Source organism: Stieleria mannarensis (assembly GCF_014154935.1).
Classification (GTDB): domain Bacteria; phylum Planctomycetota; class Planctomycetia; order Pirellulales; family Pirellulaceae; genus Stieleria; species Stieleria mannarensis.
Genome location: NZ_JACEHH010000002.1, coordinates 323030 through 336070, shown reverse-complemented (window position 1 = coordinate 336070; position 13041 = coordinate 323030). Strand labels below are relative to the sequence as shown.

Genomic DNA, 13041 nt, shown 5'->3' with positions numbered 1-13041 from the left:
TCCCAACTCCCAACTCCCAACTCCCAACTCCCAACTCCCAACTCCCAACTCCCCCGCCAGCCCCATAAAAAAACTCGCCGCAAGGCAAGGCCCTGCGGCGAGTCGGTGAATCTCCAAACCTCAGGTTCCGAGCAACTTGACACTTGAAACCCGGAACTTGAAACCCGAAATCAATACCGGTAGTGATCCGGCTTGAAGGGGCCGTCGACGTCGACGCCCATGTACTCGGCCTGTTCTTTGGACAGCCGGGTCAATTTGGCGCCGAGCTGTCCGAGGTGCAGCCGGGCGACTTCCTCGTCCAGCTGCTTGGGCAGCATGTGGACCGCGGTGCTGTAGGACTTGCTTTCTCGACTGCCCCACAATTCCATTTGGGCCAGCACCTGGTTGGTGAACGAGGTGCTCATGACAAAACTGGGGTGACCGGTGGCGCAGCCCAGGTTCACCAGGCGGCCTTTGGCCAGGATGATCACGCTGCGGCCGGTGTCCTTGAACGTGTAACGGTCGACGGCGCCGATGTCGGCCGGCTTGATTTCGTCCTTGGTCGCCCGTCCCTGCTCGACTTCGTTCTCCAACCACGCCACATCGATTTCGGTGTCGAAGTGGCCGATGTTGCAACAGATCGCGTCCTCGGGCATTTGCTTCATGTGCTCGCCCAGGATGATGTCCTTGTTGCCGGTCGTGGTGACGTATAGACGGCCTTCCTTACAGGCCTCTTCCATCGTGGTCACTTCGAACCCTTCCATCGCCGCCTGCAAGGCATTGATCGGATCGATCTCGGTCACCAGCACGCGACATCCGTAGCGTTGCAGGCTGTGGGCACATCCCTTGCCGACGTCTCCGTAGCCACAAACCACGGCGACCTTGCCGGCCAACATCACGTCGGTGGCCCGCTTGACGCCGTCGGCCAACGATTCGCGACAGCCGTACAAATTGTCGAACTTGCTCTTGGTCGCACTGTCGTTGACGTTGATCGCCGGGACCTGCAATTTGCCGGACCGGTTCAGCACTTCCAGGCGGTGGATGCCGGCGGTCGTCTCTTCGCTGATCCCGTGAATGTCCTTCAACAACTCGGGGAAGCGATCGTGGACCATCGCGGTCAAGTCACCGCCGTCGTCCAAGATCATGTTCAGCTTCTCGCCCGACGGGAACGTCAACGTCTGCTCGATGCACCAGTCGAACTCTTCCTCGGTCATCCCCTTCCAAGCGTAGACGGGGACGCCGGCGGCGGCGATCGCCGCGGCGGCGTGATCCTGGGTGCTGAAAATGTTGCAGCTGCTCCAAGTCACCTCGGCGCCCAGCTCGATCAACGTCTCGATCAGGACCGCGGTCTGGATCGTCATGTGCAGGCAGCCAGCGATCCGAGCCCCGGCGAGCGGCTTGGACTTGCCGTACTTCTCGCGCAGCGCCATCAGACCCGGCATTTCGGTTTCGGCCAGATTAATCTCTTTGCGGCCGTACTCGGCCAACGAGATGTCTTTGACCTTGTAAGGCAATCGTTCGGTATCGACTTGCGACACGGGTAAACTCCTAAAGTGTGGTGAATCAAATTCACTCACGTATGAGGGGCTACGAACCTACCACAGGGACTCCCGCTGGCACGCGCTCCCCGAACGCGTTTGCCGGCCGTCCCCTCGCACGCTCTGGGCACTCGATCGCACAGGCGACCGCATCGAGGACAGCCGAATCGAGCTCCGGCACCCGCCGGTAAATCCCACTCGATTGAACCGCGTAGTGTAGCGAGGGATCGTTTTTTGGTCACCGGGCCTCGCCAGAAAGTCGGATCCAGGCCTCTGCCCCAAGTACGACAGCCCTTCCGGGCGGTCGCCCTCGCTGCCAAGCAGCGACGGAAAATCGCCTGAAGGCTCGACACCAACGCTGGCCCCCATTCTCAACGCCCCGGTGCGACGGCCCTTCCGGGCGGTCGTCCGTGGGACTCACCGCGATGACCTAGAAAGGACGTCGTACCGCCAACCCGCTGCCCCACATCATTCTGCCCCACATCATTCTGCCCCCACCTGACGCGTCCCCCGCTCAACCGCTTGCCGCGGCGATGAACGCCTGGATGCGGCCTTCGTTTTTGACGCCGCGTGGGCACTCCACCCCGCTGGCCGTGTCCACCGAGACGGCTCCGGTCGCATCGATCGCCTGCCGCACATTTTCCGGTTTCAAACCGCCGGCGAGTGTCCAGCCGATCGACGGATTGGCCTGCGCCCAAGCCGCCACCGAAGGCCAATCCAATGTCTTGCCGCTGCCGCCGTGCGCGGCGCCGGCGTCCACATCCAACAACAGATGACAACCGATCTCGATCCAAGGCGCCGATCGCTCCCTCATCAGTTCTGCAGTGAAGGGCCCGCGAGGCAGCTTGATCGCTCGTAACACACTCCAGCCCGCTTGCCGTAACGAAGCGGCGACCTCAAGGCTTTCGTCCCCGTGCAGCTGGATGGCGTCCAGTCCGACCGCGCGGGCGACCCGTTCCATTTCCTCGGCCGACTCGTTGACGAAGACACCGACGCGCAGCAGCCCCAGCCGGCCGGCCAACTCGGACAACGATCCGGTCGCTGGGTCGCCGGGATCGACATAGCGAACGCTGTCGGGAAAAAAATTCAACCCGATCGCGTCCCCGCCCGATTGGTCGACCGCGCGAACGTCTTCGGCCAGCCGAACTCCACAGATTTTTGTCCGAAACACAGTTGCCACCCGAGCGATCGATCCAAACCTAACAAACCGCAACACTTCCGCTGGCCACTCGGCCGGGCGATGTCGATAAGTCGAAAACGTCATGCTCCATCGACGGAGCCCCTTTTCACCTACGTGCACAGCCATTCGGAGCCATCCCAGCGATGAGAGATCGATCCAACATCGTCGACCTGGCACTCGCCTTTGCCGCCACGTTCGTTATCACTCTGGCCCTTTGGCCACGCGACGCACCGCGACAAATCGTCCGCTGCAACATGGCCGACCAGGGCTGGAAAACGTACAGCATCGCGGTCAACGATCCTAGCCTGGACGAGCTGAAACAAAAACTGCGTCGGTGGGCCACGCCCGAGTCGCACCCGGCTTATGTGACCGCGAAGTGGCAAAAGGAAGTGGCCGAATTCTACGAGAACAGCCGACCGGCGGCGGCCGAAGCGAAGCCGATCCCGCGACCGGTCAAACGTGCGTCCCGCACCCCGATGACCGCCACCATCTCCGACACCGTCACCACGGCGTCCTACGAAATGGAATGGGACGTTCCCGACGACGCCGTCCAAATGGCGGCCTATGTGCAGCCGGTCGCGTCGCCGCTTGACGCCCCCGCCGAACCGCCGGCGGCCGCCGCCACGAAACCCGCGGCCGATTCAGCCTACTGGTCGACCGTCAAAGCCACGGCGGTGGCGTCGATGGAAGCGGTCGAGGCACGGACCGCCAGCGCCCCGATCGTCTTCGACGCGGTCACCCCGGCCAGCTGGCCCCAACTGGCGTTCCACTGCGCCTTCCTGTTCGGAATCGCGGCGGCCTGCGGCTACATGCATTGGCTGGCACTCGCCCCGCTCCGCAAAAACACCTCGTTCGGCGAACAACCCGGCGGCGTGTTGGCTCGCATCGGAACCTTCTCCGGCGTGATCGTGCTGGCGATGATCAGCGCCCTGGCCGTCTGGATCTGATGCCATCGGCGAGAATACGAAGATCGTGCTCACGTTCGCGTTAGATTCTGCCGATTATTCCGATTGGAGGGATCGCTTTCGCCAAATGCGTCCCCACCGCCACCACCCTCTCGGACACGATCGAATGATGAAGAACTTCGAGCACGATTTCGTTTTGCCTCCCTTCCCAGCGTTTCCCTCCGCCAATCGTTTCGTCTCGGTCGGGCCGGTGTTGGAAACCTTCTCCCGCGTTTCACGCAGCATTCTTGCTCGTGAAGCGATCTCGCTGGTGATCGGCCCGCCCGGCACCGGCAAGTCGCTTGTCTGCGCATTGTTGGCCAAAGAATTCGCCGCCACGCACGATGTCATCGCTCTGGGTGAAACACCGATCCCCGACGAAACCTCGTTCTATCGCTTTCTGCTCCATCGCCTCGGCGTGCCCTTGCAAACGGGAAAACGCGATGAATTTGAATGGATGATCCACGAACGTCTTTGCGGCAACGACGCCAAGCCACATGGCGCGGTGCTGATCATCGACGAAGCCGCTTCGTTGTCGGCCGATGTCCTGGAAGCCATTCGACGGCTGACCAATTTGATGCGCGACGGCCAGCCGATGGTCAGCGCCGTCGTCGCCGGCGGCGTCAAACTCGACGAAACCCTGACCGCGCCCTCGCTGGAAGCCTTCGTCCAACGAGTCACCGCTCGCTGCTACCTGCACCCGCTGAACGGCGACGAGGCGCGGCAATACATCCGCCAGTCGATCGAAGTCTGTGGTGCACCGGCCGATGAAACCATCGCCGACAAAGCCATCTCGGCGATTTACCATGCCACCCGCGGCGTGCCCCGCTTGATCAATCAATTGATGACCGAAGCGATCGACTGCGCCGCCGAACTCAACGAAACCCTGATCAACGAACACACCATCGATAAAGCCTGGGCCAGCCTGCAGCAACTGCCCAGCCCGATGATCGACGAACCGCGGATCGAAATGGAAAGCTCGGTCGTCGAGTTCGGCGAACTGAGCGATCCGATGCCGATCACCCACCCGGCCGAAACGGCGAGCGAGGCGGCCGAAGCAATCATCGACGCCGATCCGCAACCGGAGTGTGATTCCGAAGAGGCCCCGGTCACGACCGATCCTGCCACGCTGTTCGGAGAATTCGACGACGAAGAGAAGATCGAGGTGGGGGTCGCCCAGGCCAAGCCCGCGCCGATCGCGCCGGTCGGCACGGACCTGGAAACGATGCTGCACTCACAAATCGTCGGGCTCAGCCAGTTCGTGTCCGAAAACACCGCCTCACGCTACACCGAATTCGACTCGCTAGCCGTGTTCGAAGAACCGGGGATGGAACCCGCCGCCGACTATCATGCCGATGACTCCGCTGCGAGTATCGAATCGGCAGGCACCGAACCGACTGCGGAACTGGCGGACGAAGCGGCATCGGAGGCGGTCGGCGATTTTCCCAGCGTGGTCTGGTACGACGAACCGGACGCCAACGACGCCGACGAATCCCCGGCCGGACAAGATGACACCGACCTGCTGTGGATCACCGAAGACATCGACGTGGATCGCAAGGGCAGCAAACCGGCCTCGGCAGTCGCCTCGCACCGCGTCGACCAGCCGTCCGAACACGACGCACCCAAACTGAGCGTGGACTACCGCGAGATGTTGAAAAAGATGCGAAACCAGGCCTAACCGGCCGGGAGACAACGCACCGCCCCAATCCGGTTGCCACCAGTCCGGTTGCCACCGGTCCGGTTGCCACCGGTCCGGTTGCCACCAGACGACTTGCATGAAACGCATCTTTTTTCAAAGGTGCGTTTTCTTTTTTGCGCGATCGACGCCGCAATCCGCCGGCTCCTCTCCCTTGCCATGCAATCGCGGTGGTTTTAATCTTCAAGTGACGTCGATTCCATTACGGTAGGATCTGCCACGCTGCATCGATTCTCTCCCTCGGGGAGAGGCGGCGTTTGCGCAGCAAGCAAACGCCAGAGAAGGCCCGCGCCGCGAACAGTCTTGACGACTTCCGCGACGATCAAATCCGTCACTCAATCAATCAATCGACGTCCCATCAAGACAACCACGCCCCATTTCCTCCCCATTGCCAATCGTCTTGGACGACTCCACCCCCCCTCCATCGCCCCCCAACGACCTGTTGATCGCGGTTTGCACGTACCAGGAATCACAAAACATCCAGGCGATGTTGACCGGATTGCGACGCGCCTTTCCCGTCGCCTGCCTGCTGGTGGTCGATGACAACTCCCCCGATGGGACCGCCGATCTGGTTCGCGAGGCGCAGCAGACCGATCGCCGGATCGAATTGATCGTCCGTCGCGACAAACGTGGGTTGGGGTCGGCGATTGTCGATGCGATGAAATATGCCGTCGCCCAGGGCTATCGTTTCTTCGTCAATCTGGACGCCGACCAGAGCCACGATCCGGCACAGTTGCCCGATCTGGTCCGCGTCGCGCGAGACCAACCGGAGGTCGCTGTCGTGATCGGTTCACGCTACGTCCCGGGCGGCAAGATCGTCGGCTGGCCGATTCGGCGCCGATTGATGAGCAAGCTGGTCAACCGGTTTGCGACCGGCTTTCTAAAGCTGCCCGTCAAGGACTGCAGCGGGTCGATGCGGTGCTATCGAACCTCCGCCCTGGATGCCCTGAACCTGAACTCACTGCAGTGCACCGGCTACGCCGTGCTGGAAGAATTGTTGGTCAAACTGCATCGCGACGGCCGGCGGATGGTCGAAGTCCCGATCACGTTCACCGAGCGCGAACTCGGACACAGTAAATTGACCTTCAAAGAAGCCCTCCGCTCCGTGCGGTTCATGCTGCGACTGGCGATCACCCTCCGCCGCAACCCCAACGTCCCGTAGCGGAAGCCGCCAAGGCTTTCGGTCCCGTAGCGGAAGCCGCCAAGGCTTTCGGTCCCGTAGCGGAAGCCGCCAAGGCTTTCGGTCTCCCCTCACGGAACTTTCGGCGATCATCCTCACCGTTCACAACACAAAGAGACTATCCGCCTCGCCCTCGACCTGACAAACCAAACGGCATCGGAGGATGAGGCGTGAAACCTGGGCGAGGGGTGTCGAACAGGACGAGCGAAAGCCTTGGCGGCTTCCGCTACGAACGACCGGCCGACGCTTGAGCGGCCGCGCCACTCAGGGCGTCCGCTGGCTGATCAGATTGTTGCTCGCGGAGAGTTTTTGCACGGCTTGCTGAAGCACCAGATCTTCATGGTCCAACGTCACCTGTCCCTGATCGTTGGGACGTGCGGCGATGTAGGGCGAGTCCACTTTGACGTCCGGCATCACACCGTTTTGGCTGATCGCGGTGCCTTTGGGCGAATAGAACTTGGCGGTCGTCAGGCACAGTCCGAACTTGGCCGTCTGCATCCGAAAGATTCCCTGGACGCTGCCTTTTCCGTAACTCCGCTGGCCGATCAAGATCCCGCGGCGACTGTCCGAAATCGCCCCCGCGAAAATTTCGCTCGCACTGGCACTGTCGCTGTCAATCAACACGGCCAGTGGAACGTCCCAGGTGTTGGGGCGGTGGGCGACGTAGTCAAAGTTTTCTCGCGAGTTGCGCCCACGCGTCGTCACGATCCGTCCGTTGCTCAAGAAACGATCGGCGACCTCGACCGCAGCGGACAACAATCCGCCGGGGTTGCCGCGGACATCCAACACCAGTGCCCGCATGCCTTGGCGATGCAGACTCCACAGTGCACGCTCGACGTCGCGGGTGGTCGTCTTTTGAAAATTGGTCAGACGCAGGTAACCGATCCGAGCGACCGGATCGACCAAGTGAACGTTCTCCACACACGGCACCTCGACGCGCCGCCGCTGGATATTCAAATCACGTCGCTCACCCTGACGATTGACCAACGAAATCGAAACATACGTGTGCTCGGGGCCGCGTAACAAGTCGGCGGCGACTTCGGGATCCGCGACATCCGTCTCGGCCTGTTCGACACGCACAATCCGCTCGCCCGGTTTCAACCCCGCTTCCTCGGCCGGTCCGCCGGGGATCACCGACAAGATTTTCAGCGAGTTCTCATCCGTCTCCAATTCGATCCCCAGGCCGACAAAGTTGCCTTCGATGTTGGAGAACATGTCGTCCAGCTGATCGCCGGAAAGCAGTCGTGTGTAGGGGTCGAGCGTCGAGATCGCACCGCTGACGTATTCCAGTACGACCGTGGCCGGACTGAGCCCGATGTCCTGACGCGCCACTTCGGCGACATACGCCACGGTGGCTCGCAGGTCGAAACGGTTGGTCGACGGTCGGTCGGCGATCCGGCGATGAATCGTTTGCTGAAAGTCGTGCAACACCGCGGGGTCTTTCCTCGGCAACGCGTCTTGAACAAACCGGTCTTCGGTCAACGCGATTTCGAGTGCCGCGGTCCCGTGCAACAAGATCCGCGACCAGTCGACCGATTCGACGTAGTGCGTGTCCAAGTTGGCCAACACTTCCGAATACAAATCCAACGCCTGCGACACGCTCATCGAATGGGCCGCGTCGACGAAACTGGTGTCGGCGTAGCGGCGGTTGACGTCATAGTGCAACCGACTGATCACCAGACGCTGGTAGATGTGACGCGAATCGGGAAACTCACGCGACGCCCGCTCGTAGTGGCGGACCGCTTCGATCCAACGTCGCTCACGTTCCAATAACGCCCCCTCGTCGATCGAGCGGGCCAGGCTGTCTTGTTGCAGCGGCTCTGCGGCGGGGTCGACCGACAACGGTTGCTGCGCCGTTGCGGTCACGCTGACGGAAATCATCAGTGCGAACAGGCAAAGCAATGTCATCGAAGACGTCAACGTGACCGCTGTGATTGGTTGTCGACAGACCGGTCGCGACTGAAAAACCCGTGCAGTGATTGGCATACCGATTCGGCCCATGGGGTGCCTTCAGGAGGGGAGGGAAGGACGACGAACCGGCCGGGAAACGACAGGTCCGCCAAACGGCCGCGCGAGACACCCACAGTGAGCGGCCACGCGAATATAGGTCACAAAAGATGCCCGGTCAAAAAACCGTTTGATGGGTAATCCAGCCAAACCTCGCGATCGCTACGCTTTGACACGAAGCGTTCGGGTTGAACCGGCTGGTTCAGTTGCGACGAAAAGAAATCTTCCAATAGATCTCGATTTTCTCGCGGCCCACCATGCGTTCCCTACGCAGAAAGCAACTCAGTCGCTGCCATGGCCTCAGATTCCTTTGAGCCGCACATCCGGCGGCAAACCAAAAATACGCACTGTCCACCCCGAAGTCAAAACGGCGCGTCGTCAGGTTTCAGGTTTTGGGTTTCCCCTTGGCATTTTCTTGTCACCCATTTTCTTGCCTTCCTCGTCCCTGCCATTTTTCTGCCCCCAATTTTTCTGTCTCCTCTCCTCCTGCCCTCCGCCCCTGCAGCTCGCAACCTGGAACTTGAAACCAGAGATTTCCGTACACCACCTCCCGCCGTCACAACCCGACGTGTTCACTTGAATCTCAAACTTTTACCAGCCACATCAGGGGCCCCAGAACGCAAAGCTTCCGATAGTGGTCTATGTCGCCAAGCGGCAATGCTTCCCCGTCGCTGACTCGGACGACACCTGCCTCGGCAGGCCTCATGAACACGGTTCGACCGCGAACCACTTCCCGCCCAACCACACCCCGTTTCATTCAGGAAAGGACTCCCAGTCAGACGCGATCGCGATTCGGTCAGCATCCTTCGATCGAAGGATGACAAAGCATTAGGGATGGAACGTGTCTCTTCCAGACACGACTAGTGCTTGTGCCCCCACATCTGATTGCCACTCGCACGTCGCCAATGGAATTCCCAGATCCAGCACGGATGGAGTCCTTCTTAGGAAGGAGCAAGTCACGATGACCATATCTCGATCGATTCGAAAACGGCTTCGCCGTTACGCGCTACTTTGTCTTCTCACGGCGACCACTGCAGGGTTCGCCGAAACCTCACACTCCTTGAAGGCTGAAGACACGCACGACAGCGGCGACCTGTGCGGCTGGGTCGAAGACCTCTCCCAAACCACGTTCCGCAAAGCCGCCCTGGCCAATCGAAACGAGCCCGCCCAGCCGCCGGCCGCAACCTTCCTGACCGTCTCGGTCGACGACGAATTGACGATCGACACCTGCAACTACGACACCTACCTGACAAACCTTCTAGCAGCGTCGCAACACGATTCCCCGACCACCGATCCGGCAGACAAACACACCGAACCATCCGCCGACGAAACCCACGAGCCAGACGCCGATCAAGACGCCGTGGCGGTCAGTAAACCCTCGGCATCGCGGACCTCCAGCCAATTCAACGCGACGCTGGCCACGATCGCCGCTGCCGCGTCGGCCGGCAACCCGATCCCGCTGGCGCAGTGGACCGAGCCCTTCGCCATGGTCGGTCCTGACGGAAGTCATACACCGACGGAAATCAAAGCCTTCCAGGCCTGGTTCGACCACAGCAAAGCCTTCGTCGCCGGGCTCGGAAACGGGGCCTTCAGTGAGTTTGTTCCCGTCGTCGACTTCGACGGCCAAGTGGCGGACCGACCGACCGATGCCGTCGCCGCTGCCGATCGGGACGTGGATCATCGCCTTCCGGTCGCCGCCCCCTTGGTCGGAAGCTCTCCCATCATCGCGACCATCGAAGAAGCGTATCAGCCCTACGACTTGGCCGCCGAAGACCTGCCTCAGTCTCCCGAGATCGACGTCGCCGCAGACGCCCCCCAAGGAGACACCCCTGAGCAGCCCGAAGTCGTCTGGACCGACGGGCTGTTCTCGCCTTCACTGCAACCGTTCTGCATCCATTCGCTGGGACACATGCGGGAGTCCGGCTGGAGCCCGCTGGCCAAGAGCGCGTGGCCGGCCGAAGAACGCGTCGCCGCCCTGCCGCCCGACAGCGACGTCAAGCAACCGAGTGAAGTTTCAGAGCCGGAAAAGGAAACGGTTGCCAGCGCGGTTGATAGTGCGGAGCAACCCCAACCGGCCGCCGAGCCAGAGGCGGTCGTCGCCAAAATCGTTCCTTTGGTTCCTCCGCCAATTGAGCCGATTGCGGCCGAGGAAGCGGCCGGCGGCACCGAGCAGCCCCAGCCGCCCGCCGAGCCCGAATCGATCGTCGCCGAAGTCGCTCCCGTGGTGCCCCCGCCGGTCGAGCCCATGGCGGAAGATGAAGTGTTGGTTGAGGAAGCGTCCGGATTGGTCGGGTCTCCGGATTGCATGTTGGAAGATTTGATCTGGCAGGTCAGCGTTGCGATGGAAGACGCAAACGTGACTGACCAATGGCTCCGACCAACCCGGGTCGGAAAACGGTTGGCATCGCTGGTGGTGGGCGGTGACCGAGTGGCGTCGCAGGTCGCAAGCGAACTGGCCCTGGTATGGCCGGTCAACGCCGGGCCCGCGAAACCGATCCCGGGGATTGGAGCTAAATTGTTGGCGCGAGCCGAGGCCGCAGAGCAGCTACCGGCGGAGGGTACGGCGAAACCCTTCACGCCCGAGCAGCTCGCCCAGGCCGGCGCCACGTTGTGGCAGTGGGTCGACGTGGCCCAAGGTGTCTTTGATGATCTTTCCGATCGCCTAAACGACGTGACTGAGGTTGCCCGAAATCGAGGAACTCAGAACGATTCGAAACGGCGGTAACTGACAGACGTCCGAGACGCGTTCGGTAAACACGACGAATCAAGCCGGTCTTATCCATCCTGCCGGCAGGCACTTTGATTCGGACTCCAACTGCCGGGTCCGCTCATTCTCACAGGTTTCCCTCCTCCTGGCGAGAATGAGCGGATCTTTTTCCCGCTCCACTCTCCCTCGCCCTCCACAGGAATTCGATCCTATGATCGCCGTCCTCCTCTCCTGCACCGTCAAAATGATCATGGTCTATTCGAAATCACGGATCCAATCCCGCAAGCACTAGACGCCCACAAACGCCGCGACAAACCCCAGCGTGAGCAACACCACCAGGATCACGACAAAGATCTTGACGATCAACGACGTCCGGTACTTGATGTGCGGCGTTCGGCGAATCACATCCTGGTAGTCCTCGGAAAACACCACCTTCCCCTTTTGGCTTTGCAGCAGGTACAGAATGTAACCGTTGATGATGGTGCCAAACGGGAACGCCAGCAGTCCGATGACCCCAAAGAACGTCGCCAAACGTCGCGCCCCGATCTTGAACCGGCGCAGCCCCAACCCGGTGTAAATCTGGATGAGCCCCAACCCGCCGTAGATCGAGGTCACCGCCACACCCTCCATCAACCCCATCCCGTTCCCGCCTTGGGCGAGGAGTTCAAAAACCACGAACCCCGCCATCATCAGAAACAGCCCGACCAACAACACACCCGGAATCAGATACAGCGTGCCGATCGATTGGACCGACGCCTCATGCGACAGATAACGTCGCCGAAAGGATTCGATGTCCGACTCCAGTCCCTCGGTGTCGGAGACGTGTGATGTTGGAGCATAGGGGTTCAGCGCAGGATCGGCGCCGGCGCTGGACACGACAGGACGCTTGGCAAAGGGATTCGGCTCGTCTTCCGGAACGGCAAACGGATCATTGGTCACAAGCGATACTCGGGGCAAGGCGTCATCAAAGGAGTCCTGCCCCATTGTAGAACATTTGTCACCAAATGTTCCCCCGGCAAGGGGCGTATGTGGTAGCGGAATTCGCCAAGAATTTCGGCTATTCCCGCGTGGACTGTTGCGAGTCGAAAGCCTTGGCGGCTTCCGCTACGCGTTTAGGGACAAAGCCTAGTACTGCCGCGGTGCAGCAGATGCGTCATCAAGAAACGGTTGCTCCCAGGGCGGTGCCGGACGCGTCGCTTGCTGGTGAAACAGACCGTCGTCCTCGGCTTGCTGGTCGCGACCGTTTTCCAACAACTCGCGTCCCTTCGCGATCGCTTTGGACGTATCCGCGCGAATTTCATCCCGGTTGAATCGGATCGTCGTCTCGTTTTCATCACGTTGGATCGTGAACCACCCCGCCATGAAGGCGCACACTGCCAACACTCCCAAAATCACAAGCGTCCGAAACATCTCCAATCCTCCTTGGTCCGTAATATCGTGACACCGTTGTCCACAAAAGCGGAATGTTACGAAGACCCGACGGCAGGAGGAAAGATCAGTCCGCGCGAAGCTTTGCCCCCTTCTACAAGCATCATCGCATCTCGTCGTACAACCGTAGCTACCTTCGCCAGAAGGTGGTTCCTCGGCAGTTTCTACGTTCCGGTGCGCGTCGCTGCGTCAACCTGCTGCTGCCCGATAAGCTACTTCATCGGAGCGGACGTTGCGCCGGCGTCGACACGCACCTCATCATTCTGCCCCGAATCATTCTGCCATCCGTCCCCACGCTCGCAGCGCTGTGACAGCAATCGGCGGCAAAGTCGCGAGGGATGATACGTCTGGAGCTAAGACAAATGCCTCGCCCGATTCGACG

Annotated in this window: 9 protein-coding genes; 4 read left to right on the top strand and 5 right to left on the bottom strand. The window is 60.9% G+C overall.

What is annotated here, in order from left to right:
- Positions 1 to 170: 170 nt before the first annotated feature.
- Together ahcY and H1B37_RS02615 are read right to left on the bottom strand one after the other, a co-directional pair.
- Positions 171 to 1517 carry an adenosylhomocysteinase gene (gene ahcY, locus H1B37_RS02620; RefSeq protein WP_182865047.1) on the bottom strand — a complete coding sequence of 449 codons (1347 nt, stop codon included), beginning with the start codon at positions 1515 to 1517 and terminating at the stop codon, positions 171 to 173.
- Between the two features lie 514 nt (positions 1518 to 2031).
- Positions 2032 to 2697 carry a phosphoribosylanthranilate isomerase gene (locus H1B37_RS02615; protein ID WP_353620761.1) on the bottom strand — a complete coding sequence of 222 codons (666 nt, stop codon included), beginning with the start codon at positions 2695 to 2697 and terminating at the stop codon, positions 2032 to 2034.
- 143 nt (positions 2698 to 2840) lie between these two features.
- Here H1B37_RS02615 and H1B37_RS02610 point away from each other — a divergent pair, with 143 nt between their 5' ends.
- From H1B37_RS02610 to H1B37_RS02600, 3 genes are all read left to right on the top strand, one after another.
- Positions 2841 to 3644, top strand: coding sequence for a hypothetical protein (locus H1B37_RS02610; RefSeq protein ID WP_182865045.1), 804 nt, complete (start codon positions 2841 to 2843; stop codon positions 3642 to 3644).
- A 124-nt stretch (positions 3645 to 3768) separates the two neighbouring features.
- Positions 3769 to 5319 (top strand): ExeA family protein, encoded by a 1551-nt coding sequence (locus H1B37_RS02605; protein ID WP_182865044.1) that lies wholly within the window; start codon positions 3769 to 3771, stop codon positions 5317 to 5319.
- A gap of 418 nt (positions 5320 to 5737) precedes the next feature.
- On the top strand, positions 5738 to 6499 hold the full coding sequence (locus H1B37_RS02600) for a polyprenol monophosphomannose synthase (protein ID WP_286177325.1): 762 nt from the start codon (positions 5738 to 5740) through the stop codon (positions 6497 to 6499).
- Positions 6500 to 6781: 282 nt separating this feature from the next.
- Here H1B37_RS02600 and H1B37_RS02595 read toward each other — a convergent pair whose 3' ends face one another.
- Positions 6782 to 8425 (bottom strand): S41 family peptidase, encoded by a 1644-nt coding sequence (locus H1B37_RS02595; protein ID WP_286177324.1) that lies wholly within the window; start codon positions 8423 to 8425, stop codon positions 6782 to 6784.
- A gap of 1060 nt (positions 8426 to 9485) precedes the next feature.
- On the opposite strand from H1B37_RS02595, the gene H1B37_RS02590 reads away from it, so the two are divergent.
- Positions 9486 to 11249, top strand: a complete 1764-nt coding sequence (locus tag H1B37_RS02590; protein ID WP_182865042.1) for a hypothetical protein — start codon at positions 9486 to 9488, stop codon at positions 11247 to 11249.
- A 270-nt stretch (positions 11250 to 11519) separates the two neighbouring features.
- Here the strand turns inward: H1B37_RS02590 and H1B37_RS02585 are convergent, their stop codons facing one another.
- Together H1B37_RS02585 and H1B37_RS02580 are read right to left on the bottom strand one after the other, a co-directional pair.
- Positions 11520 to 12170, bottom strand: a complete 651-nt coding sequence (locus H1B37_RS02585) for a hypothetical protein (protein ID WP_182865041.1) — start codon at positions 12168 to 12170, stop codon at positions 11520 to 11522.
- Positions 12171 to 12356: 186 nt separating this feature from the next.
- Positions 12357 to 12641 carry a hypothetical protein gene (locus H1B37_RS02580; protein ID WP_182865040.1) on the bottom strand — a complete coding sequence of 95 codons (285 nt, stop codon included), beginning with the start codon at positions 12639 to 12641 and terminating at the stop codon, positions 12357 to 12359.
- Positions 12642 to 13041 lie beyond the last annotated feature (400 nt).

Coding starts and splice junctions, on each gene's coding strand:
- H1B37_RS02605 (WP_182865044.1), top strand. CDS start 3,769: ATGATGAAGAACTTCGAGCACGATTTCGTTTTGCCTCCCTTCCCAGCG.
- H1B37_RS02580 (WP_182865040.1), bottom strand. CDS start 12,641: ATGTTTCGGACGCTTGTGATTTTGGGAGTGTTGGCAGTGTGCGCCTTC.
- H1B37_RS02590 (WP_182865042.1), top strand. CDS start 9,486: ATGACCATATCTCGATCGATTCGAAAACGGCTTCGCCGTTACGCGCTA.
- H1B37_RS02595 (WP_286177324.1), bottom strand. CDS start 8,425: ATGACATTGCTTTGCCTGTTCGCACTGATGATTTCCGTCAGCGTGACC.
- H1B37_RS02610 (WP_182865045.1), top strand. CDS start 2,841: ATGAGAGATCGATCCAACATCGTCGACCTGGCACTCGCCTTTGCCGCC.